A 22396-nucleotide genomic window follows, 5' to 3' on the forward strand; every position below is an offset into this window, starting at 1 on the left:
AATATGGCATGACTGCTTTGCGTCCCTGTGTTACATCTGAAACAGCTAGTAAGTTTGGGGTTAACTGGGGAGAATTGCTCAAGCAAACCAAAATTCTTTACAAAGAACGAACAAAATTATTAGCTACCTACAAAGAAGAAGCTGAAAACGCTTTAAATAATTATGGATTTGAGTTAGGACTCAGCATCAACAGCCGTCACTATCCAGAGTTGTTTTGGCAACCACAAGTTCCAATTGAAGATACACCCTTGCTATTTGGCAACGGAGTTATTAGCGCTCAAAGTAAGATTCTCACAGGTCTTTCTAGAGGTGGTGTTTACCGCCGCCATTATAAATTTTCTGAGCCATCCAGACCAATTCGGATTACTGTTCTGAATCTTTGTGAGGTGGGGTTGGATGACTTTATACAAAAACTTAAAGAACGGTTAAAAAGCTATAAATTTGAAAGCCTATTCGTTACCAAATCCCAGCTTTAATTTCTCCTCCCATAGAACAGGTAGTTGAAACTACTTTAAAACTCACCTTGCTGCATTATGGAGCATTAAAAATGCCTCGCTTACCAATGCCAGTATATGGAGCGCATAAGATGGCAAAACTGCGATTAAGGGGGATTTATCCAAGCAGTATGTTAGAGGGCGATCGCCAGTTTTGGTTGTAGAATTAACATCAACCCTACAGACATTCTGCATCCAATCAAAACATGACTTTTTGCAAGAGCGATCGCAATGCAAACAATTTCTGGTTAAATTTTACTAATGCTCTATAGCTTGATACTTTAGAGGGTAGAAAAATCTAGATGTTTTGGTTATCTCAATGGCTAGTGTTAGGAACTATATTTGTTAGCTTAACTTTTAGCACACCTTTATTTGCCAGTCATTCTATGAACCAACAAGATATCCAGATATTAATAGAAAAAGCTAAAGATGCATGGGTTGCTCAAGATGTCGATGCTCTTGCACAATTGTTTACAGTTGATGGAGAACTAATCGTGCCTGGTCAATGCTGGCGGGGGCAAGAAGGAATTCGAGAAGGACTTACCAATTTTAAACAACAGTATTCAGATATCAAAATAGACATCCAGCGGATTATCATTGGAGCAAATCAGGCAGCAGTAGAGTGGTACTACGAAGATACAGAAAAGGCAACAGGTCTTCGTAATAAAGCTGATGACGTAATTGTTGTAGATTTCAAGGATAGTCAAATTAGTCGTTGGCGTGAATATTTTGACACACAAACGCCAACTAACAGATAGTTGCACTAGTCGTGACACTTCAATCTCCTTAGTTCAAAATGAATTAAGGAGATTGAAGTGCGAAAATTAAGTTGTAATGTAAAAAACACAAGACGTTTATCACCTCAGACCGCTCTGATAAAGAATTTAACCTTCCCTTGGTGATAATGAAGTGGAGGAAGCGACAAAAACTCCACACCGTCAACGTATTTAATTTACACTGTTCAAACATCTGCGGTCGCTCTCCTTCGATGTCCGATAATGGGCCACAGCGGCATAACACCCATACAGTGTTGTTTGTTTTAATAAATATAGAATAGCTAACAGTTGGGTGGAAAACTCTCTCTCCCAAGTAGAAACACTACCTAGCCAAGAGATATAGCTATATTGTTATACAAACTTGTCTAAAGTAAGATTTTAATTCTTTATAACTTTAGCTAGTCATTTGACGCCGTTGGGACTGTGCTTGGTTAAACTGCTTTTGTTGTGGTGTTAATTGGTTGTAATCACTTGAAGATTGCATATCCCATTGTAATTCTGCTAGTAACAGTAAACTAACGGTCATAATTAGCCCCGTTGAGAGAAACTGCATGACACCGCAGTACGGCAAAACTAAAATTCCCAGAAAATGAATAAACCCCATCAGAATAAATGTGCGTGAACGCATTCCTACCCCGGTGCAAAAGTAGCCGATGGCACTTAATCCTAACCACAGTGGACACAAACGCATCAAGACCTCTCCCCATCCCAAAAAAATGCTCAGATCGGTCAAGATTAAACCCATTATGATTAAAATCGCCCAGCTATAAATAACCCAGCGTAGCTGTTCTACAGTTGCCCAAAACCAAGTTAAACTTACCATACCGACTGCACCGAATAAGGTAAGCACTGACCACAAAATCGCTTGGCTACTCCAGCTAATGGGTAGAAACTGGGCGGTTACAAAAATCCCAGATGAAATTAGTCCCCAGAGAATAAATGCTTGATCGACGCGAGTATAAAACTTTGAAAAGAGGATGAAATTTCCAATTTGGTAGTTTAGACAGACTAGACCTTGAATATCTTGAAAATCTAGCTCTTGCTGTTTTTCACGCAGGAGCGGCTCAGAGGGATTGAAAAAAGTCATTGATAATCTATTACTCTTGGTAGATGAATAAATTATTACTCTATCCAAAGATATATTGTTATTTAAATATAAACAAGTAAAGAATAGTTGAGATGCTCTTGAGCGAGAAAGGTTCTAGAAGTCAATACTACTTGTTCTAATTTAGTATATTCTGAGACTTAAAAAACTCCGCATTCACCTGAAAACTATTTAATAATCTTTTAAAAGATCGTTGATGGAATCGGTTGTTTTCAATAGCGATTGCAGTGCGAAAATGCCATCTGGTCTAGATTCTCATACAGCAAATCGAACTGTTACTGTACTTATATCAAGCCCGGTTTTACAATTAACCAACAAAAACCAGTGTGCTATTAATTGGCGAAAGTAACTATACAGGCAGACAAGGGACAAAATCCCATTGTTAAAGGTAGGCAAATTTCCGCCACAGTGTACTGGTAGTCTGTCAAGGTAGTTTTGAGGGTTTGTAGTAAGGACTTTAGTCCTGAATTTTTAAGCACTTCAGTGCTTACTACAAACTCATCAAAATTAATGAGACAGACCACTAGTTTCCAGGCCCCAACCGTTTTAGGGTTGGAGGAGAGGTTCTTCCAGAATAACTGAATTGAGCTATTAGTCTCCAAGCCCGAGTTCAACGCAAACAACGAATCGCCTCTAATAGACCTCTGGCCTTATTCAGCGTCTCTTCGTATTCTTTTTCTGGCTCAGAATCAGCCACCAAACCTGCACCGGCTTGCACGATTACCGTATTATCATGCACTACCATTGTGCGAATTGCGATCGCAGTATTTAATTGTCCTTCAAAATCGTAATATCCATACACACCGGAATAAACACCCCGACGGCTAGACTCTAACTCGTGGATAATTTCCATTGCCCGAATCTTGGGTGCGCCGCTTACCGTACCTGCTGGGAAACAAGCTTTCAATAAATCCCATGCTGTTTTACCAAGTGCTAATTTACCCACAACATTGCTGACTATGTGCATCACATGGGAGTAGCGCTCAACTACCATTAATTCATCAACTTTGACGCTACCATTTTCACAAACCCGCCCCAAATCATTCCGCCCTAAATCTATAAGCATCACATGTTCGGCAACTTCTTTAGGATCTTCGAGTAAATCCTTCGCAAAGGCTGCATCTTCCTGGGTGGTTTTCCCCCGTGGACGTGTGCCGGCAATTGGGCGTACCGTCGCTATCACTCCACCATCTGAATCTGTTTCGGCTTTCACCATCACTTCAGGGCTTGAACCGATGATTTGCCAATTTTGGAAGTTAAAGTAAGCCATGTAAGGCGAAGGATTTATCTGACGTAGGGAGCGATAAAGGGCAAAGGGGTCGCCTGTGTATGCTGTTGATAGTCGCTGGGAAATTACTACTTGGAAGATATCGCCTGTTTTGATGTAGTCTTTGGCCTTTTGGACGCTAGCACAAAAATCAGGGCGAGTGAAATTAGTATTGTACTCCTCTGCTCCTTTGCTCCCCCGGTTACTGAGCGCAGTCGAAGTATGCTCCTCTGCTCCCCTGCTCCCTGGCGGTTTCCATTCCAATCGAGTTTTTTCTGGCGATAGGGGCAAAGATAGCTTTTCGAGCATTTGAGTGACGCGATCGCACGCTTGTTGATATGCTGCTTTGAAATCTACTTTCGGATCACGTAAATCAGCATAGGCGATCGCCCAAATTTTCCGCTTCACTTGGTCAAAAATCAATAGGTGGTCTACCTGCATCCACAACCCATCAGGGATATTTCGCTCATCTGGTGGGTGAATTGGCACACGCGGCTCAATCCAGCGAATTAATTCATAGCCCCAAAACCCAAACAAACCGCCAATTCCTGGCGGTAGCTGTGGTAACTTGACTGGGTGAAAAGGTGCTAAACATTCGGCTAAAGCTGTAAAAGGGTCGCCTGCAAAAACGACCTGCGAACCATCACGGTTTTTCTGGGTTGTGCGATCGCCCCTTGCTTCCAAAACCCACAGAGGATCGCAACCAACTAAACTATAGCGTCCCAGTTTTTCCCCACCTTCGATCGATTCCAACAAAAAACTATAGGGCTGACCTGCACAGACTTTATACCAAGCAGATACGGGCGTATCTAGGTCTGCCACCCATTCTTGATATACCGGGACGAAGTTGCCTTGTTGCGCTAGGGCCGAAAACTGCGAGAAATCCGGAAACATCATTATTTTTCAAAGGTAATTGGTAATGGGTAATGGGTAATTATTTTTCTTACCAATTATCCATTACTAATTACCCATTAGCTACTAACAGCTAGTTACGGAGCGTCGTAGGTATAAACACCGCTAAACTTAAGTTTAGAGGGACTGGGGTTTTGTCCGATACGACGGTCTACATAACGCACTTTGTCGCGGCCTTCATTCACCTTTTCGGGGAATACACCATCAGCTGGGTGAAGTAAAGTGGTTTCTCCGTTGGGTAAAATCCGGTAAACTTTGTAATCTGTAATTTTGAGTTTCCGGAGTTGCTGACCGCCCAAAGCGATTCCATATTCTTTACGAGCTATATACAGCAGGTTTTCACCTTGCCGCATAGTAGCAGCACCACCTGTAGGCAATTCAAAAACTTGCTCTTTCGGGCTAGTCCAAGTAATAGCGTACTTTTCTTCTACTTCTGCTTTTGTGAGCAAGCCACCGGTGCTGCCACCGTATAGCGGGGTTTGTCCAGAGAGTGTTTCTGCCATAAGTTTTCTCTCAACGTTTTTAGGGAATCCTAACACCGCAACCACGATCATATTGCGATCGCGTCATAGACTGTAACAGTTTTTAGTCATTAGTCATTGGTCATTGGTCATTGGTGATTCTCCCCTGCCTCCCGTGCCTCCCCTGCCCCATGCCCAATCCTTATCTACTCTTGACTTTTGTCCGCTTTTCTTCTTGACTACTTTGAACAATCGGTATGGTGAAGTGAAACTGACTACCCTGGTCTTTGCCGGTTGACTCTGCCCAAATTTCCCCACCCCAGCCATTAACAATTTGACGGCAAATTGCTAAACCAAGTCCAGTCCCGCCAGTGGTGCGGCGCAGCGCTCCCTCTTCCTGATAGAAGCGGTCAAAAACTACTTCTAAACGATTCGGTTCAATGCCGCGTCCAGTGTCTGCTACAGTCACCTCGACCATTTGATGGCTGTTGTAAATAGCTTTAATGGTGATTTCTCCTTGGGGTGGCGTAAATTTACAAGCATTGTCTATGAGTTTTGCTAGTACCTCTACTAGCCAATCACCGTCAGCTCTAACCAAAGGTAGGTTTTCGGCAATTTCAGTCTTGATTTTCGGCGGCTTTTCCGTTGAGGAACGCGTGCGATTGCGGCTGAGTGATAAATCTATACACTCTTGTAAGGTGAGAGATTCTGGATGCCATTCCACCCGACCGCTTTCCAAGTTGGAAAGTGTGAGGAAATCTTGTACCAGTTTTCGCATCCGTTCTGAGTCGGAAAGAGCAGTGTTAAGCATGACCTGCTGCAACTCTAAAGGCATATCCGGCTCACTAGCAAGGCTTTCCAGGCAAACTTGAATGGTGGACAGGGGGGTACGCAGTTCATGTCCGGTGATGGCTATGAGGTTGCTGCGGGTGCGGTCTAGGGCTTCTAGCTGCTGGTTCAATTCTTCTAGGTTAGCGTAAGCTTCCGCTTGGATGAGAGCTGCTCCCACTTGGGTAGCAATCGCTTCTACCAAATCCAATTCCCCAGGTTGGCACTCGTGCGGTGGCATTCGGCAATAGTGTAACTCCACGATGCCCAATAATCGCCCCTGATAGAATACTGGTTCCATCAGCCAAGAACGAATGGCAAACTTTTTGGCGATCAAGGAGAGGGCTGGCGAATTGTTAACACGAGGGTCATTCAGTGTATCGCTAATACAAACACCTTCGCCTTGTTGCACTATGTCCCGAAATAGAGAATTTTTCTCTAACTCCCAGGTTTGCCCACGAAGCGATAAAATGCCGGGATTCAAAAACTCGTGTTCAATTATGGCTTGGCTATCTGTGGCTTGAGCGCGGTAAATTAGACAGCGACAAGCTTCTAGGTGTTGCCCTAATTCTTGTGCCGCCACCTGGAGAACTTCGTGAGGATCGAGCGATCGCCGAATGGCAGTGCTAATCGAGTTGACTAATCGTTCTTTTCGTGCTTGGGCAGCAATGGAACGGTAGGCTTTGTGCAATTTGTACTGACTAGCTTGCAAGTAAGTTACTAAGCGCTGCACAAAGGGATCTGTATCGATGTCACAAGCATATTCATTGATCTGTTCTGCTCCAGATTGGCTTCGCGGCTCTCCTATACCAAACCTCTGACGTGCCTCCTCAATTTTACTTGCCAGTTCTGGTCTGTAAACCAAAATCCTGTCTAACAGCAATTCGGCTGCTTTGAGGCTAACTCCCCTTTCCGATGTCCAAACTCCCTCAAATCTTCGCGCTGTGTCTATATCCAGATTAGGGCTCAGTTCCGGTAGTTGCTTGTTTTTGGCAATAGAACCAAGGTTTTCCCGGCAAACCAGACAAGTAGCATAATTGTCAGCAATCACTACTAAATGCCACTCTTGACTTAAGCCATCCGTTGGCTCAAAAGCGACCTTTTCATAGTGTTCCGAACTGTTGCCGAAATCCGTTTCTGGAGCAGATAATACGTATATTTGGTTACTCCGCAAGGCAAGTCGCAGGTAGCGATGAGCTTCTTGGCGGTAGAATCGCTCTCGCTGGAAACTAGCAATTACAAGGGGTTGTGCTAAAGTCGCAGCCAAAACTTGATCTTCCATCGCATGGGAGAGCGCCGTTAGTGAAGCCTTAAAATATAGCTGGGGCCGCAAGTATGGTAGGGACTTTAGCAGATCACTCAGCACAGAAGTCGAAATGCTCATGAATTATTGTTAAACGCTCAACCTCGACAAGATCAAAAGTCACAGCTGCATTGTACAAATTCCAAGGGACTCTCAAGTTAAATAGAGAGTTGCAATATGTAAAGAACGCGCTTAAGCACTTTCTGCCAAAGCAGGCGCAACACTTCGTTACCAATTAGGAGGAGTGCATACAACTTGATTTGTTGATTGACAACCTACTACGCCCAATATACATTCTCGACCAACTTTGAAATATGCTTGCACAACTAAAATATTTCACAGCTAAGTACCAAGCTACTAATTTTTGTATAGTTTTAAATGTTTGATTCACTGATAACCACTGATTATTGATTGATAGTCCAGATGTAGGCAAAGTAGCCCGTTGTAGACATCGCCTACTTCAATACTGCGTAGGTTTTGAAAATTTGTAGGTTGGGTTGAACAGAGTAAAACCCAACAAACCCCTGAAAATGTTGGGTTTCGTTCCTCAACCCAACCTACATTGGAGTTATTTCTTAGGCTTAACCGAACAGTATTGTCGCCTACTTTGCCTATGTTGATTTATGCCTACTAAATAAATTTTCTTATCCAAAAATCATTACTGCTACATTCACATAATTTAATCAATTAATGAATTATCATAAATTAGTCTAATCAAATACCATAGATTTTTAAAACAAAATCGTATAATAGTAGAAAACAAATAATCTCCGCCCTACAAGTGCGGGAAGTGTCAATTTAGAGTTATAAATAAGTTTATAAATATCTGCTTATACGGGTTTGAGCGCTGCTATGTTGTCAGCAGTAGTTAAGTGTTATTTTGGCTCCAATGGCTCAAGCAAGTTTTAGAAAGCGTCTTTTTTTTGAAAGTTGTGAGGGTCAGCAACCTCTACTCAGAAGACCACAAAAATATAGACTTGTACACGGAACTTTTGCTAATGACATCGGATACCCTAATGACCCCGGAAAAAATTTTCCTAGATGGCAAAACTTTTATTCCTGCCGAACAATTACCTATCCCGGAGTGGCCTTGTGTTGTAAGTGAAAGACCACAACCGACACTGACGGTTAAAGATGATGATTTATTTTTTGTAACGGATACTATCGGGAATATTTCTGGCTGTTCCCTCAACGATGGCAATCCCAGCATGGGACTGTTTTGTTGTGATACGAGATTTCTGAATCGCTTGGAGTTGCAAATTGAAGGGCGATCGCCTGTACTCCTCAGTAGTACTGCCGAAAAAGGGTTTTCACTCTCAGCTTTGTGTACCAACCCCAGAATCGACGAACGCCTGAAAGCCGAAACCGTGGGAATTAGCCGGGAAATGGTGCTGAATGGGGCACTATTTGAAGAAATAGAGGTATCTAACTACAGCACAACCACTGTCAATTTTGAACTAACCATCAGCTTTGATGCGGATTTTGTTGATTTATTTGAAGTCCGGGGCTATGACAGAGAAAAACGAGGTAGGCTTTTACGTCTAGTAGAACCGCCGTCTGAAGAAGGAACAGTTTCTCTAGCCGATGGTGTTTCGCCTATACCCAAAGAGCCACAAATTTTTAGGGAAGAATCCTTAACACTCGCCTATCAAGGTCTGGATGGCTCAGTAATGGAATCCCGTATTTTATTCCAGCATCGCCAACCAGACTATTTCAAGGGTTACACTGCGGTTTGGCAGCTAGAGTTGACTTCTCACGAAACTCAAAAGTTGGGCTACCGGGTGAGCATGTTGAAAAACAACCAGTCTAGTTCAACCGTGAGCGCCGCCTTTACTTTAGGACAGGCGAAAGCTGCTGAGTTGATGGAGGAGCAAAACTGGGTACAACAAATTACACGCATTAGCTCAGATAAAAGCACCTTCAATCGAGTGATTGAACGGGCCGAGCAAGATATGTATTTGTTGCGTCAGTCTTTTGGTAAGCATAAGACAGTTTCGGCTGGAGTGCCGTGGTTTTCGACACTATTTGGGCGGGATTCGCTGATTACAGCTTCTCAAGCCCTAATGTTAAACTCGCAAATCGCCAAAGAAACCCTGATATTGCTTGCGGCATACCAAGGTAAAATCGAGGACGAATGGCGCGAAGAAGAACCGGGTAAGATTTTGCACGAGTTACGTTTGGGAGAAATGGCTCGTTGTCAAGAAATTCCCCATACACCCTACTACGGTACAGTTGATGCCACTCCCCTGTGGCTGATGCTGTATGCCGAACATTATGCTTGGACTCACGATCACGAACTTCTAGAGCAACTTTGGCCAAATGCTCTAGCAGCAATGGACTGGATTGATCGCAATACGAAAGAAACCAGCTACCTCAGTTACTTCCGTAAATCCAAACGCGGTCTTGTTAACCAAGGTTGGAAAGATTCTGGCGACTGTATCGTAGATCATAAGGGAGAATTAGCCAACGGCCCAATTGCCCTCTGTGAGGTGCAAGCTTATGTCTATGCTGCAAAAATGCGTCTAGCAGAAATCGCTAGGATGAAAAAGCGGCTTGATTTGGCAGATCGTTGGCAAGAAGAGGCCAGAAATCTTAAGGTTCGTTTTAATCGAGATTTTTGGGTTGAAAACCAGGATTTTTGCGCTTTGGCTTTGGATGGAGATGGCAAGCCAGTAGACAGTATTACCTCAAATCCTGGTCATTGTCTGCAATTGGGCCTCTTCAACCACGAAAGAGCCTATAGTGTCGCAGAACGATTGCGGGCACCAGATATGTTTAATGGTTGGGGCATTCGGACTCTGAGTAGTTTGTCACCCGCTTATAATCCAATGGGCTATCACACTGGCTCAGTTTGGCCCCATGATAACGCTCTGATTGCAATGGGATTGCGATCGCTCGGTCTTATCGATCAAGCCTTAGAAATTTTCCAAGGTTTATTCGACATGACTAGTCAGCAGCCTTATCAACGTCCTCCAGAACTCTTCTGCGGCTACGAACGGAACGGTGATAATGCCCCTGTACAGTATCCAGTTGCCTGCACTCCCCAAGCTTGGGCTACTGGTAGTGTCTTCCAACTACTGCAAATGATGGTTAACTTGGTACCTGATGCTCAAAATAACTGCTTGCGAATAATCGACCCCGCTTTGCCAGAATCGATTAATCGCCTGTCATTTCATAATTTGCGAGTCGGCCCCACCATCCTCGATTTAGAATTCGAGCGTTCTGGTACTACGACTGCTTGTCGCGTTGCAAAAAAACGCGGTAATTTACGGGTAGTTATTGAAGCGTAGGGAGTAGGGAGAGACGCAATTAATCGCGTCTGTACTAGGGAGTAGGGAATTTACCACTCCCTATTTTATGGTTGGTGCGACGCCGAATAGCCCGTCGTAGGCATCGCTCAGTAGCATAACCTGAAATTCAGCATCAGGGCTTGTCCTACTATCTACTCCAACCAATGCAGTGTTAGTCTGCTTCATCTCCAGTGTGTAGAGTTCTCAAGAGTTGCTCTGTAAGCTCGATCAATTCATATACAGAATTTTGCGTAATTTGTGTAGTTTTGAAGCCATGAGCAATAGAATTACGTAATGGGAGTGCATCCATTAGTAACTGATACTCAGATTTTGAAATTACACCTTCAGTTGCTAATTGCTTTATTAAGTAGAGTGGATCAAATCTTTGTAAACTTAGCTCTTCCTTTTGGGCAATAAGTCTCAAAGTTGCTTCTACCAAAGACCAGGAATATAGGATAGCTGATTCTGGATGTTGTGTTATAAGTTGCCTTGCTAGTTGCAACTGTGATTCTATTTCATGTTCTTGAAGAGAAGCCTCTGCTTTGGGAGAATACATTGTATCCTCCGGGTTGGTCATTACTAATTCAAATCTCCAACCAGGATGTTTTTCTACCGCTTGAGCTAAATTACCTAAGTATTGATTAGAAGAAGAGTTAAGTGAAGAGCGTGACTTAACTTCAATAACTACATTTTCTTCTCCTCGACGTACTATCATGTCAGGGCGATAGGTATTAAGGAAGTCAGGCAAGTCTTCTGGATTTGGATGAAAAAAAACTTCGTAACCCTTTTCACGATACTCCTCTCCTAGTTTCAGCAATCGCTCTCTTTCTAAGTTTGCGGTTGAAGTTTCCATCAGGTAAGTACCTCCTGGTTAGGAGCATTAATTACGACAATATGTAAGAACTCATTGCCACGGGCAAAGCCTTCCGCCAATGTCGAGGTCATGTTTTCTATTCTAAAGTTACCTGACAAATTCCTCTTTCTAACTAGGAGATCGCTTACTTGATTATCATCGACGTAGGCTAATCCTTTAATTGCATCTTGAATAGGCTTCACTATATTGTCTACATCTATTTGAACAGAATCATAGAAATAGGTTATTTGGAGCATAACCAACCCAGTAGCTGTTTTTTGTTCCGAAGACCAATATTTTTCAGCCTCTTGTCGCACTGTCTTTTTCCAATCTTGAAGTCGATTGCCCTTACCGCGCTTACGAGCCTGTTGTGATACTGGTGGGCCATCTACTATGAACTCAAATCTGGTCAATGCAATTTTAAATAATAGATCGCAGGTTATTTTATGCTAGTAACCTCGAACACAAGCGGATAATTCCCGCTACTCATGACAGAGGAATACTGCCGTTACTAACTGTTGCTGTGTCGCCTAGTAGCTTCGCTGAGTGCTTCACGAATTATCTCATCACTCACACCATGCCGTTTCAGGCTCGCAATCAATGTAGAAACAGTATCACCCTCAAGTCGCTCAATATCTGCTCTAAGTCCTTGTCCGATGTAAGCACGAACTAATGGCTGATAACCAGAAAACCCTAACAATGGTGCTACCCGCTTCAAATCCTCAATCACATCTTCGGGAATGCGAATTGTAATTGTTGTCATTGGACGATTTTTATCGAGTCGCTTTTTTAAATCTTCAGCTTTCATAGTATTCACGTTCCTTGTGCGTCGCTTTCCGAGCCGAGATGATCTTAATCATGTCGTTTTCACGCTCAATGTAGACGACGTACAGAAGATTCCATCGTCTGTCCAAGCCAATCACAGCATCCCGCTCCTCATCATTGCGGCTTGCATCAACCACCACTAGAAACGGATCGAAGAAAGCTTCTACGGCTTGCTGAAATGTTATGCCGTTATGATTGCTGGGATTAATCCGAGCTTTCTCCTCGTTCCAAAGGAAGGTGACACCATTAAGCACGAAAAACACATCCATACCTCATAGTCTAGGCAAGATGTATTTACGTTGTCAATACGCTTTTTTGTAAATTTCTAAGTGCTTTTGGTGAGAGAATTACTTGCTAGTCCAGGCATCGATTATCTGCTCAACTGGAATTCCCTGCCCTTGGTCAATCTGATTAAACCCTTCCCGTATAGCTGCAATAAACTCAATTTTCTGAACAATTTCTCGTAGGGTTACATCCTGGGGTAAATGTTTCACCAACTCAATAACGGCTTTTTTGTCACTCATAGCAACTTAAACCTGGGCCAAGTGGACAACACAATGTTAACTTACCAGCCTACCGACGCGATCGCCTCAAGTTCAAGGATGGTAATAAATTTCTGTACGAGAAGGGTTAAGGATGTAAAAACAACAATAATTTACACCCAAACTCTTAACTCTTAACTCCTAACTCCTAACTTTTTTTAAGCTTCTTCAGAATTTTCTCTTTTATGTCCTGGGGATGCTTCGTAAAGTGCATCAAGATGTTGACGCGCATCTTCAACGTTAATCGAACGCATTACCAAAAGTGGCTCTTTAATTAAGTTGCCCGCGTTATCTAATAACTCTGGATGGGGTACAAACTGTTTTTTTGATGAATAATAACCATAGTTGCCTTGATTATTCATTGGCGAGGAATTCGTCGGGTAAGTTCGCTCCCGATCAAAACTGAACATGATCAGGTTACGAATTAAGTTGCCAACAGCTATAAATGCAAGGATTGTAAAAGCAAGAATGTAAAGCAGGTGTAACATTGAATTTTCCTCCAGGACAGCAATTTTTAAAACTTTATTTTGATTTTGTAACGCTTTGTTTCGCCGACACTGTGACTCACAGTTAAGACGAGTATTTGACGCACTCTTTGTGCGGTTACATTTATATGAAGCTATTTGTCAACCGTTATTCCACTTACGGTAGCATAGGATACATTACTTTGTTAATCCAATGAGTGTTAAGAAATTGTTAAGAGTTTTTTACTATTTCTTTGACGGCTGACTTACCGTCTTGTGTAGACGCAAAGAGGGTTGTCGTTATATATCGCTAAGTAGGCTGCCAAAATTTAACAGATGCTTCCATCTGTTGCTTAGGCTTCACGCGCTTGGCGAAAGCGCATTGCGACATTCCAGCATTCTGTTACTAATTGATGCCAAGGCATTAATGTTGCCATATCAATTCCGACTTGTTTATCAGTAGCTGTAAACAGCATCTTCGCCGTATTTAGTTCATCTTGCGCTTGCTTAACCCGCAAAAGCAAGTCAGATTGCTCTTGGTGACTCATAAATGATAGTTGCTCGGTTTCGAGTAAATGACGCGATCGCGTAAACCAATGCTGAAAATCTTCCAGCAGGGGTTCTAAAACCGTTTTTAGCAAATCTGTCCCTGGTAAATTTGAGTCTGACATAAATGAGAAGAATATTTCAAACTTTCTTACTAATATTAACGTTATTTACGTTTCTTAACATTTTTTTCCATTCTCTCATAATTTGAGGATGTAAAAATTTGTAACAAAGAACACATAAATCATTATATAGTCTTGCTAATAGGTTTGTACAGTTCCTTTGGAGAGGCTTCTATAGATATAGCTGACAGCAAGTTGCAATTGATAAGATAATTTAGCGATGTCTACGACGGGCTACGCCTACGCGTGGAATCCTGAATTTGATACTCACCGAACCGATGAAAAATTTATCTTTATCCCCTATCACAAATTAAGCCAGTAGTTGGAAGATAAAGGTGAAAAAAGCAAAAATCAAAGTCGTTATAGTTAAATAAGCCTCCAGATTCAGATAAATCACCTTTTGTAATCACTTCGCCAATGGTTCAGCAGCCAATGTCGCTAAATTCATCAAATCAGTCCGAACAGTCAGAACAAGTTGAAAAAATTTATTTACCGCGTACCAGCGAATCGGAGAACTTAAAGAAGATTCGCCACACTGCTTCCCATGTTATGGCAATGGCAGTACAAAAGCTGTTTCCCAAGGCGCAAGTTACAATCGGCCCTTGGATTGAAAACGGTTTTTACTACGACTTCGACAATCCAGAACCCTTTAGCGAAAATGATCTTAAAGCCATCAAAAAAGAAATGGCAAAGATTATTAATCGCAAGTTGGCGGTTATTCGAGAAGAAGTCAGCCGCGAAGAAGCCGAACGCCGGATTCAGGGAATTAACGAACCTTACAAGCTAGAAATCCTGGCAGATATCAAAGAGGAACCAATCACGATTTACCACCTGGGGAATGAATGGTGGGATTTGTGTGCGGGGCCTCATCTGGAAAATACCAGCGAATTAAACCCCAAGGCAATTGAACTAGAAAGCGTTGCTGGCGCTTATTGGCGTGGGGATGAAACTAAAGCCCAATTACAACGCATCTACGCCACCGCTTGGGAAAGCCCAGAACAACTCGCTGAATATAAACGACGTAAAGAAGAAGCGCTACGGCGAGATCACCGGAAACTGGGTAAGGAACTAGGATTATTTATATTTTCTGACCAAGTGGGGCCGGGTTTACCTTTGTGGACACCCAAAGGCACTGTGTTACGGAGTACTTTAGAAGACTTCCTCAAGCAAGAACAGTTAAAACGGGGTTATTTATCTGTAGTAACGCCTCACATTGCCAGAGTAGATTTATTTAAAACCTCTGGACATTGGCAGAAATATAAAGAAGATATGTTCCCTTTGATGGCAGATAACTCCGAAGCTGCTGCACAGGAACAGGGCTTCGTCATGAAGCCGATGAACTGTCCCTTCCACATCCAAATATATAAGAGTGAGTTACGCTCTTATCGAGAACTACCGATGCGCTTGGCGGAATTTGGCACTGTTTACCGCTATGAACAATCAGGGGAATTGGGCGGTTTAACACGGGTGCGCGGTTTTACTGTGGATGATTCTCACCTGTTCGTCACCCCAGAACAGCTAGATAGTGAATTTCTCAGTGTGGTGGATTTGATTTTGTCGGTGTTCAATAGTCTGCAACTGAAGAACTTTAAAGCCAGACTCAGTTTCCGCGATCCAGCTAGTGATAAGTATATCGGTTCCGATGAAGTTTGGGACAAAGCCGAAGGTGCAATTCGCCGTGCAGTTGAAACCTTGGGGATGGATCACTTTGAAGGTATTGGAGAAGCGGCATTCTATGGGCCAAAACTTGACTTTATCTTTAGTGATGCTCTAGATCGGGAGTGGCAATTAGGAACTGTACAGGTAGATTACAATTTGCCAGAACGCTTTGATTTGGAGTACGTTGCCGAAGATGGTGTTCGCAAACGTCCAGTGATGATTCACCGTGCGCCTTTTGGTTCACTGGAACGACTAATTGGGATCTTAATTGAAGAATATGCGGGCGATTTTCCTTTGTGGTTAGCGCCAGTACAAGCTAGATTACTGCCAGTGGGTGATACACAGCTAGAGTTTGCTAAAGATGTGGTGGCGAAAATGAGAGCGTTGGGCATCCGTGCAGAAGTTGATACTAGTGGCGATCGCTTAGGTAAACAGATTCGCAATGCAGAGAAAGAAAAAATACCCGTGATGGCTGTGGTGGGAGCTAAGGAAGTGGAAACCAACACCTTGAGTATCCGTACCCGCGCCTCTGGGGAATTGGGAGTTATCCCTGTAGATGAGGTGGTGGATAAGATGAAGGATGCGATGCCTGCGGTGGGCTGCGCCAACGCTAAGTTCGAGAATTTCTAAAATCTAACCGCAGACGCACACTAATTATAATTGGTGTGCGTTTTGTCTAGTAGATCAAACCATCGCCTAGCTGGTAGGTTTTGGCAAAGGTGAGATGTCTACGACGAGCTTCTCTACGAAACGCACTCGCGTTCGCTTACGTAATATCATGTCCGGGTAATTAGTTGTGATTCCCATAGTCATTGCACCCCACCCCGCCAAAGCTACGCTTTGTCTCCCCTCCCCTTAGCAAGGGGAGGGGATTAAGGGGTGGGGTTCTTCGGGTTTAATAAGCAATCAAGCGGACATGATATAACGTATTTAATATCAAAGACTCATTAATGGAGTTCAAAGGCTCATTAACGGAGTTCAAAGACTCATTAACGGAGTTCAAAGACTCATTAATGGAGTTCAAAGGCTCATTAATGGAGTTCAAAGGCTCATTCACGAGTATCAAAGACTCATTAATGGAGTTCAAAGACTCATTCACGAGTATCAAAGACTCATTAACGCAGTTCAAAGACTCATTCACGAGTATCAAAGACTCATTAATGGAGTTCAGAGGTGGATTCATCCAGTTCAAAGACTCATTAACCCAGTTCAGAGGTGGATTCATCCAGTTCAAAGACTCATTAACCCAGTTCAAAGGTGGATTCATCCAGTTCAAATACTCATTTTAATTTTAACTTTTCACTGGATTTGGAAGGTCAGAAATTATTACAGACAACAAAACTTTTCTCAATCACCGCACCCAAGAAAACTTTTCGGGATAAGCGAAGATGAGGGCAAGCCAAAAAGCAGCATGAATCAAAATAGTAGTTATGGCGTTGAAAAACCACTATCAACCCTTGAGGTTAACTATTACTGATTGCAGCGAATCAGCTTCGTTGTATCCAGCTTTTTTGAGATTGTTGTAGTGAGTTTCTAGGATGAGAATGTCTTGCGATCGCCAAGAGACTTTTTTCGCAACTACAGCAATTTGCTTGGCTAAGTCTTCTCGTAATCGTGCAAAATATCGGCTGGGTTCCCAGGCTTGGGCAAATATTTTGAGAGTTTTATCACCTTGCTCATGACTCAATTGAGCAGGAATCGTTTTAGTGTCAGGAAAACCCAACCATGTCAGCAGTATTTTGACTTCATCAGTGCCGCCACTAAGGAAATATGTCAAAAATCGCCACTGTTCAAATAGAGTTTTTTCATTTGGTGCATTCGTAATTCGTAATTCGTAATTCGTAATTCGTAATTTTATTTAGAAATAAAGGCTCTTTTTGCCCTTTCCTTGGTAGGGAAAGAGAAGGGAGTTAGGTTTTTTACTAGTCAAACAGGAACCGCTACAGTTATGTTTTTACTGTCTGATAACTCAACCTAGCTAGAAATGGAATATTAATGTAAATACTACAGGAATTTAAAAAGATACGCCCAGAGTATAATGAGCTTCCTTGAGCGATGGTGCGTAGGCGTAGCCCGTCGTAGACATCGCCTACTCAAACCACTGCACGAGATAATAACAATATCTCGTTCAATTGTTGGCGATCGTTAATGTCCTTTGATAACCTCTGCAAACTCCTGTCCGAAAAACATCCTGCTACCTTTGCCAGTTGGGTTTTGGGTACACCGCAAACTTCTGTCAAAGTCCTCAAAACCGAATTGAGCATTGAACCAATTCGCGCAGATTATGTAACATTATTACAACTACAAGGACGCATTCTCCATCTGGAATTTCAAACCAAACTAGAATCTACGCCACCCCTACCCCTGCGGATGCTAGATTATTGGGTACGCTTGTATCGTTTGTATCGTCTACCAATAACACAAGTTATCGTCTTATTACTTCCCCCCGCAGCAGAAACAGTAATTGAAACTGTCTTCTGTGTCGAAACTACCCGTCATGAATATCGCGTGATTCGCTTATGGGAAGAAAATCCCGAACTATTCCTCAATGACCCAGCTTTATTAGCATTAGCACCACTGGCAGCAACCACGCAACCCCAAGCATTGTTGCAACAAGTTGTGGTCAAAGTTAATCAACTTGAGCCAAGACAACGACCAGAAATTTCCGCTTATACCCAAATCTTAGCGGGGTTAAAATACGAAAAGGACTTGATTAGACAATTATTTCGGGAGGGTATGATGCGCGAGTCAGTGATTTATCAAGAAATTCTCGCTGAAGGGGAACAACGCGGCGAACAACGCGGGGAACAACGCGGACGGGAAGAAGGACGAAAAGCAGAAGGGCAATTGCTCATTCTCCGTCAACTTACTCGACGGGTGGGAGAATTACCCCAAGAAGTGCTAGCTCGTATTGAAACTCTCTCTTTAGAACAATTAGAAAATCTCGGTGAAGCATTGTTGGATTTTCAGGCTCAAGCGGATTTAGAAACCTGGTTTAGTACATTAGACAAGAGCGTGAAAATGACGTAGGTACAATTTATGAATTATGCCTACCAAGGATTTCGGGCAACGCATAATTAATTTCACTCCTATGTCTATTAAATGAATTTTTCCAATTGAGCCAATGTCTGATGGCGCTAGGGGAAAAAATAGTTTCAGAAGAACGAAAGCGAGTTGAGCTTGTCAGATTGCCACATTAAAGCTCAATTAACTTGAAGCCCCAAGGTTTGAGAGCCGCTAGAGCGATTTCTGGATCTACACCTTCATAAGCCTCCCATTCCAAGGGATGCTCTTTTGGATGTCCGTCGCCGACATTACCTGCAACTTTGATTATCGGACAGTTGGCGATGCGATCGCGCTCCAACCCTTTTGGAATTACTAGTTGGATTTTGTGACCGATAAACTTTGCTGTACTTTCATTAGCTACAGATTCACGGATTAAACAAATATCACCAGCAGTCCCCCAAGTAGTTTGGTAAATGTGGAGGAATGATATATAGGTGGCTGGTTTGATGGATCTTTTGAGAACGTGCATTATCTGTAATCCTTACACTATGAGTCAAAAATCATAAATCATACAAGTATTTTCTATCACGTTCGTAGGGAAGAATGTTTTTAATTAACATTTTCCACCTAGCCCAGGTGATTATAAATCGTCTGGTAGAATATGGCGGTTTTGGGTTAGTCCAATAGGTTTACGCTCTGCAAATTTAGCGTTAGCCTTTAAAAATGATGTCATACAGTGACAGCAGAATCTCCACCACAATCAGAATCACCACATACCACTCTACTCGCTGGCTACTGCTATGCTGCATGAACTCCAGCACAGTTTGTGCAGTTTGGGAAATTAAATCTAGTTTACGTTCTAGGGCATGGTGACGCTCACGGATTTCGTATTCATCCTCCAAGCGCAGATATAAGTTTTCTAGCTGTGGGGATTCCCAGAGTAACTCCGGCTTATCGATGATCTCTACTCGACCGACAATTTTATGTTGAACTAATAGAGTAGTCCCAAGTTGACGCAGTAATTCCCGACTCTGTCGTCTACTCCTGTTTTCACGCTGGAGACTTGCTGCAAACGGTTCAATTTGATCAAATACAGTCGCTAGGCTAGTTTCATAATGAGACAGCACAACACTCTTAGCGAGAATATCAGCTACTATCTGCAAGCGTTCTACACTAAATTCATGCAGCAAAATTTTTCCTTCCTTAACTCGCTCACTCTCTGCTACGTTGAGATGAATTTCTACCTCTTCTGTTTCTGGGTTGGCAAAAGAGCCACTAACTTGAGAGGATAGTTTGGTCAAAAAGGCTACCTTTTCCACAGGCTCAAGGTTAAACAGGACAACTGCACCATAGTCCAGCAGTACCGCACAGCCGTGTTCACCGACTGTAACTATTACTGGCATAGTCGCCAAGCAAACGTAATTCTCTAAGTTCTGTAAGTTAATATCCTTGCCAAGGAATAGGGCCTGCGCTCTAAATCTATCTTTGTCATTAAAAAAGAGTTTTTGCATTGTCGCCCTATGCTATATTCTGCCTATTGAACTGCTCAAGTAGCGATGTCTACGACGGGCTACGCCTACGCAATTAATGTCTGCTGTTGGAAATCATTACAATCTCAGCTTACCAATAAATCTATCCAGCACTACCTTAGTACAGGTCACAGTACTCTTGAAGATTCCGGTTCCTTAGCTATGCCTATCATTTAAATAACTTTATTCCCCAATTCTTCGGAATGTGAATTAAATAACATCCAAATATGGTTTTAACCTCACCCCTCCTTTGACTTTCGTCAAAGTCTCCCCTCTCCGAACTCACGGAGAGGGGTTGGGGGTGAGGTTTTGTACTTTCTTAAATCAGCGTTCCTTAGCTGCCTCTTCATGGTAAGAGGATGTAATAATGTCGATTCTAAGTTATCTGCCGCTTCCGCTCAATGGCAATCAAGTATGGAAGTTATCGTCTTTAAAGATATTTAAATAATTTCGCTTAATTATTTAGTCTTAATCCCTACTGAATATTGAAAGCGATAATTCCAATAAATACGGCAAGACCTAGCGCTCTGCGAAAATAATTAACGCCTTGAAATAATTCCAGCCACGCCCAAGTAAACAAGGAGCCATTTGCGAGTACATCTAACACTGTATTGATTTTACCACTTGTAAAAATTAGAGTTAGTAAACTAGTTACTATCCAAACAATAAGCGGTAAATTTGGCATCTGAGCGATAACAATGTTGCCATCGTTATCGCGGAAGGTTTTATCAATCAATGTATTTTGTGTATTTTGCATCATTTTTAATTGCTACTTAGCTACAAATAATTAACTTACAAAAACGACCGTGAGAATAGGTTTGCATCTAATTGCAAATTCATTAATGATATTAAAACATTCAAAACTCTCTTTCCAACTGTCTAATTGCTGAGATTAGAGCGCGAAAGCATATTCCTATATGACTATGTTGAGAGGCATACTCACACGAAATCCGCCAAAATATCTGTCGGGAGTCTTTTGCAATTTGGAGCGATTGTAATCATAGCCAAAATGCAGTTGTCTAGTTTAATCGCGATCGCTTCCTCAATTGCCCTAATATCTCCAATGTGGTGCTGTAGCTTGGGCTGCTGATATGGGCTAGCGTATATTTGAGCAAAATACTTAGTTTATGTAAATTTATTTTATACTATTTTTATACTTACTTTATAGTTACTACTTTTAAGAGAGTTAAACTTTATATTCTAAAATAGACTTTACATCTTGACTATTATTTGGAAAAACATATTAGTCTGCTTCATCATTTCTTGAATTAAAATTCCTTGATAATACCCATGTAGTAACAGATTAAGTGATTGATATTAGAGAAGTAGTTGAAAAATCGAACTTGTCTAATATTATGAATAAGAAATGGGCTGTTAAACGACTTACAATCAATCTCACATCAAGTGAGGCTCAGAAATTGGAAAAATATTGCTCAAGCACTGGCAGACCAGCAACCGATATAATTCGGGAATTAATTCGCTCTCTTCCGACTGAAGATGAAGAGTAAAAAACCTAAAATAAAAATAACCCACACTGGATAAAAAGTTAACCAAGAGAGGGAATGAAAGTTTCAATTAGCTTGATGCTAGACAAGATTTGTCATAAATTTCGGCAAATTGGCAACTGATGTTGTGCTGTTGGAACTTCAATGGAGATATCAACAGCGTTAGACAGTGAAGAAGTTGTGGTTTGCAAGACAGCTTTAACCCTGCATCACTTCTCCCGCTCTATGCCAGTTGTTGCGTGAGTGCTGTTGAACGGCTCTACATGATTGATACAGTACTCAAAAGAGTTCAGTTACCGCTCTACAACTGGCTAGAAATGACATAAAAACTACATAGAACTTGCAGGTTTCTTCGAGAATGAAGCATTATTTGCGTTTTGGAGTTAGAGAGCGATCGCATTGCGATCGCGCCCTCTCGCCCAATACCGTAGTCAATCGCCCAACCATCGAACCTTTCAAGAATATCGAAAGCCGTGTTTTTATGAATTTGAATCATAAAGTACTGCGATCGCATAAATTTAGGACTAACCTTTCAAGGTGACTGGTAAAATCTCTTTTTTTCTCTCTGCGCCGCGCCGATTGCTTCTCCCTACAGCCCTTCTCCTAAGACGCTGTTCGCGTTCGGGCATCCTACGGCAGGCGCTAGCCTCTCACGAATGGGATTCGGGGAGACGCTCTTGCTAGCAAGATCCCCGGAGGGGTACAAGTCTCTTAACCGCAAGGGCGCACTGGCTTCTTTGCGTCTGTGCGGTTCAAGAGTCTTTTATTTAACCTGATTAGGCACAGATAAGCTGTTAAGAGTTTGATAAGCAACTATAAAGCGAATTTTTGCCCCAAATTTTTCTAATAAAAGTAATCCATAGTAGGACTTACGCAAAAGTACACGCGCTCAGGGGCAATTCATGAATT

The 22396-nt window shown here is 42.3% G+C and carries 23 protein-coding genes; 6 read left to right on the top strand and 17 right to left on the bottom strand.

The annotated features are described in order from the left end of the window. Positions 1 to 8 precede the first annotated feature (8 nt). Together LC653_RS08880 and LC653_RS08885 are read left to right on the top strand one after the other, a co-directional pair. Positions 9 to 476: a hypothetical protein gene (locus LC653_RS08880; RefSeq protein WP_229494140.1), complete on the top strand. Its 468-nt coding sequence runs from the start codon at positions 9 to 11 to the stop codon at positions 474 to 476. Between the two features lie 320 nt (positions 477 to 796). Further along, positions 797 to 1252: a nuclear transport factor 2 family protein gene (locus LC653_RS08885; RefSeq protein ID WP_229494141.1), complete on the top strand. Its 456-nt coding sequence runs from the start codon at positions 797 to 799 to the stop codon at positions 1250 to 1252. 412 nt (positions 1253 to 1664) lie between these two features. Here LC653_RS08885 and LC653_RS08890 read toward each other — a convergent pair whose 3' ends face one another. The 4 genes from LC653_RS08890 to LC653_RS08905 all read right to left on the bottom strand — a co-directional run bounded on the left by LC653_RS08890 (position 1665) and on the right by LC653_RS08905 (position 7227). Next, positions 1665 to 2357 (bottom strand): hypothetical protein, encoded by a 693-nt coding sequence (locus tag LC653_RS08890; RefSeq protein ID WP_229494142.1) that lies wholly within the window; start codon positions 2355 to 2357, stop codon positions 1665 to 1667. Positions 2358 to 2985: 628 nt separating this feature from the next. Then, positions 2986 to 4539, bottom strand: a complete 1554-nt coding sequence (gene trpE / locus LC653_RS08895) for an anthranilate synthase component I (protein WP_229494143.1) — start codon at positions 4537 to 4539, stop codon at positions 2986 to 2988. Between the two features lie 92 nt (positions 4540 to 4631). Further along, positions 4632 to 5057, bottom strand: coding sequence for a photosystem I reaction center subunit II PsaD (locus tag LC653_RS08900; RefSeq protein WP_229494144.1), 426 nt, complete (start codon positions 5055 to 5057; stop codon positions 4632 to 4634). Positions 5058 to 5217: 160 nt separating this feature from the next. Further along, complete coding sequence (locus tag LC653_RS08905) at positions 5218 to 7227, bottom strand: DICT sensory domain-containing protein (protein WP_229494145.1); 2010 nt, start codon at positions 7225 to 7227, stop codon at positions 5218 to 5220. Between the two features lie 917 nt (positions 7228 to 8144). Between LC653_RS08905 and LC653_RS08910 the strand changes: the two genes are divergently transcribed. Further along, positions 8145 to 10436 (top strand): amylo-alpha-1,6-glucosidase, encoded by a 2292-nt coding sequence (locus tag LC653_RS08910; protein WP_229494216.1) that lies wholly within the window; start codon positions 8145 to 8147, stop codon positions 10434 to 10436. 172 nt (positions 10437 to 10608) lie between these two features. On the opposite strand, the gene LC653_RS08915 is transcribed toward LC653_RS08910, so the two are convergent. From LC653_RS08915 to LC653_RS08945, 7 genes are all read right to left on the bottom strand, one after another. Then, a complete protein-coding gene (locus LC653_RS08915) occupies positions 10609 to 11289 on the bottom strand; it encodes a hypothetical protein (protein ID WP_229494146.1) in 681 nt (226 codons plus the stop codon). Beyond that, positions 11289 to 11702: a RusA family crossover junction endodeoxyribonuclease gene (locus LC653_RS08920; RefSeq protein ID WP_229494147.1), complete on the bottom strand. Its 414-nt coding sequence runs from the start codon at positions 11700 to 11702 to the stop codon at positions 11289 to 11291. Before LC653_RS08920 ends, LC653_RS08915 begins: the two co-directional genes overlap by 1 nt. A 98-nt stretch (positions 11703 to 11800) precedes the next feature. Then, complete coding sequence (locus tag LC653_RS08925; RefSeq protein ID WP_229494148.1) at positions 11801 to 12097, bottom strand: BrnA antitoxin family protein; 297 nt, start codon at positions 12095 to 12097, stop codon at positions 11801 to 11803. Next, a complete protein-coding gene (locus tag LC653_RS08930; RefSeq protein WP_229494149.1) occupies positions 12087 to 12383 on the bottom strand; it encodes a BrnT family toxin in 297 nt (98 codons plus the stop codon). Before LC653_RS08930 ends, LC653_RS08925 begins: the two co-directional genes overlap by 11 nt. 78 nt (positions 12384 to 12461) lie before the next feature. After that, entirely contained in the window at positions 12462 to 12638 is a 177-nt protein-coding gene (locus LC653_RS08935; protein ID WP_229494150.1) for a hypothetical protein, read from the bottom strand. 176 nt (positions 12639 to 12814) lie between these two features. Then, complete coding sequence (locus LC653_RS08940; protein WP_229494151.1) at positions 12815 to 13144, bottom strand: DUF2973 domain-containing protein; 330 nt, start codon at positions 13142 to 13144, stop codon at positions 12815 to 12817. A 329-nt stretch (positions 13145 to 13473) separates the two neighbouring features. After that, on the bottom strand, positions 13474 to 13791 hold the full coding sequence (locus tag LC653_RS08945; protein ID WP_229494152.1) for a DUF2605 domain-containing protein: 318 nt from the start codon (positions 13789 to 13791) through the stop codon (positions 13474 to 13476). 414 nt (positions 13792 to 14205) lie between these two features. On the opposite strand from LC653_RS08945, the gene thrS reads away from it, so the two are divergent. Next, positions 14206 to 16077 (top strand): threonine--tRNA ligase, encoded by a 1872-nt coding sequence (gene thrS, locus LC653_RS08950; RefSeq protein WP_229494153.1) that lies wholly within the window; start codon positions 14206 to 14208, stop codon positions 16075 to 16077. A 265-nt stretch (positions 16078 to 16342) separates the two neighbouring features. Here thrS and LC653_RS08955 read toward each other — a convergent pair whose 3' ends face one another. Together LC653_RS08955 and LC653_RS08960 are read right to left on the bottom strand one after the other, a co-directional pair. Continuing rightward, positions 16343 to 16714, bottom strand: coding sequence for a hypothetical protein (locus LC653_RS08955; RefSeq protein ID WP_229494154.1), 372 nt, complete (start codon positions 16712 to 16714; stop codon positions 16343 to 16345). 183 nt (positions 16715 to 16897) lie between these two features. Further along, positions 16898 to 17224 carry a hypothetical protein gene (locus LC653_RS08960; RefSeq protein ID WP_308189056.1) on the bottom strand — a complete coding sequence of 109 codons (327 nt, stop codon included), beginning with the start codon at positions 17222 to 17224 and terminating at the stop codon, positions 16898 to 16900. A 371-nt stretch (positions 17225 to 17595) separates the two neighbouring features. On the opposite strand from LC653_RS08960, the gene LC653_RS08965 reads away from it, so the two are divergent. Next, a complete protein-coding gene (locus LC653_RS08965) occupies positions 17596 to 18477 on the top strand; it encodes a DUF4351 domain-containing protein (RefSeq protein WP_229494155.1) in 882 nt (293 codons plus the stop codon). A gap of 166 nt (positions 18478 to 18643) precedes the next feature. On the opposite strand, the gene LC653_RS08970 is transcribed toward LC653_RS08965, so the two are convergent. The 3 genes from LC653_RS08970 to LC653_RS08980 all read right to left on the bottom strand — a co-directional run bounded on the left by LC653_RS08970 (position 18644) and on the right by LC653_RS08980 (position 20739). Beyond that, positions 18644 to 18982, bottom strand: a complete 339-nt coding sequence (locus LC653_RS08970) for a hypothetical protein (RefSeq protein WP_229494156.1) — start codon at positions 18980 to 18982, stop codon at positions 18644 to 18646. Positions 18983 to 19163: 181 nt separating this feature from the next. Continuing rightward, the gene (locus LC653_RS08975) at positions 19164 to 19964 is read right to left on the bottom strand and encodes an RMD1 family protein (RefSeq protein ID WP_229494157.1); all 801 of its coding nucleotides are present in this window, start codon (positions 19962 to 19964) and stop codon (positions 19164 to 19166) included. Positions 19965 to 20457: 493 nt separating this feature from the next. After that, a complete protein-coding gene (locus tag LC653_RS08980) occupies positions 20458 to 20739 on the bottom strand; it encodes a hypothetical protein (protein WP_229494217.1) in 282 nt (93 codons plus the stop codon). A 598-nt stretch (positions 20740 to 21337) separates the two neighbouring features. On the opposite strand from LC653_RS08980, the gene LC653_RS08985 reads away from it, so the two are divergent. Beyond that, positions 21338 to 21490, top strand: coding sequence for a ribbon-helix-helix domain-containing protein (locus LC653_RS08985; RefSeq protein WP_229494158.1), 153 nt, complete (start codon positions 21338 to 21340; stop codon positions 21488 to 21490). Positions 21491 to 21788: 298 nt separating this feature from the next. Here LC653_RS08985 and LC653_RS08990 read toward each other — a convergent pair whose 3' ends face one another. Further along, complete coding sequence (locus LC653_RS08990) at positions 21789 to 21983, bottom strand: hypothetical protein (RefSeq protein ID WP_229494159.1); 195 nt, start codon at positions 21981 to 21983, stop codon at positions 21789 to 21791. Between the last annotated feature and the right edge of the window lie 413 nt (positions 21984 to 22396).

Origin of the sequence: Nostoc mirabile CHAB5784, assembly GCF_020829645.1 — a bacterium.
GTDB classification, from domain to species: Bacteria; Cyanobacteriota; Cyanobacteriia; order Cyanobacteriales; family Nostocaceae; genus Nostoc; species Nostoc mirabile.

Bases quoted from the DNA above. Each gene is read 5' to 3' on its own strand.
- LC653_RS08880 (WP_229494140.1), top strand. From the start codon at position 9: ATGACTGCTTTGCGTCCCTGTGTTACATCTGAAACAGCTAGTAAGTTT.
- LC653_RS08885 (WP_229494141.1), top strand. From the start codon at position 797: ATGTTTTGGTTATCTCAATGGCTAGTGTTAGGAACTATATTTGTTAGC.
- LC653_RS08890 (WP_229494142.1), bottom strand. From the start codon at position 2,357: ATGACTTTTTTCAATCCCTCTGAGCCGCTCCTGCGTGAAAAACAGCAA.
- trpE (WP_229494143.1), bottom strand. From the start codon at position 4,539: ATGATGTTTCCGGATTTCTCGCAGTTTTCGGCCCTAGCGCAACAAGGC.
- LC653_RS08900 (WP_229494144.1), bottom strand. From the start codon at position 5,057: ATGGCAGAAACACTCTCTGGACAAACCCCGCTATACGGTGGCAGCACC.
- LC653_RS08905 (WP_229494145.1), bottom strand. From the start codon at position 7,227: ATGAGCATTTCGACTTCTGTGCTGAGTGATCTGCTAAAGTCCCTACCA.
- LC653_RS08910 (WP_229494216.1), top strand. From the start codon at position 8,145: ATGACATCGGATACCCTAATGACCCCGGAAAAAATTTTCCTAGATGGC.
- LC653_RS08915 (WP_229494146.1), bottom strand. From the start codon at position 11,289: ATGGAAACTTCAACCGCAAACTTAGAAAGAGAGCGATTGCTGAAACTA.
- LC653_RS08925 (WP_229494148.1), bottom strand. From the start codon at position 12,097: ATGAAAGCTGAAGATTTAAAAAAGCGACTCGATAAAAATCGTCCAATG.
- LC653_RS08930 (WP_229494149.1), bottom strand. From the start codon at position 12,383: ATGGATGTGTTTTTCGTGCTTAATGGTGTCACCTTCCTTTGGAACGAG.
- LC653_RS08935 (WP_229494150.1), bottom strand. From the start codon at position 12,638: ATGAGTGACAAAAAAGCCGTTATTGAGTTGGTGAAACATTTACCCCAG.
- LC653_RS08940 (WP_229494151.1), bottom strand. From the start codon at position 13,144: ATGTTACACCTGCTTTACATTCTTGCTTTTACAATCCTTGCATTTATA.
- LC653_RS08945 (WP_229494152.1), bottom strand. From the start codon at position 13,791: ATGTCAGACTCAAATTTACCAGGGACAGATTTGCTAAAAACGGTTTTA.
- thrS (WP_229494153.1), top strand. From the start codon at position 14,206: ATGGTTCAGCAGCCAATGTCGCTAAATTCATCAAATCAGTCCGAACAG.
- LC653_RS08955 (WP_229494154.1), bottom strand. From the start codon at position 16,714: ATGAATCCACCTTTGAACTGGGTTAATGAGTCTTTGAACTGGATGAAT.
- LC653_RS08965 (WP_229494155.1), top strand. From the start codon at position 17,596: ATGTCCTTTGATAACCTCTGCAAACTCCTGTCCGAAAAACATCCTGCT.
- LC653_RS08970 (WP_229494156.1), bottom strand. From the start codon at position 18,982: ATGCACGTTCTCAAAAGATCCATCAAACCAGCCACCTATATATCATTC.
- LC653_RS08975 (WP_229494157.1), bottom strand. From the start codon at position 19,964: ATGCAAAAACTCTTTTTTAATGACAAAGATAGATTTAGAGCGCAGGCC.
- LC653_RS08980 (WP_229494217.1), bottom strand. From the start codon at position 20,739: ATGCAAAATACACAAAATACATTGATTGATAAAACCTTCCGCGATAAC.
- LC653_RS08985 (WP_229494158.1), top strand. From the start codon at position 21,338: ATGAATAAGAAATGGGCTGTTAAACGACTTACAATCAATCTCACATCA.
- LC653_RS08990 (WP_229494159.1), bottom strand. From the start codon at position 21,983: ATGATTCAAATTCATAAAAACACGGCTTTCGATATTCTTGAAAGGTTC.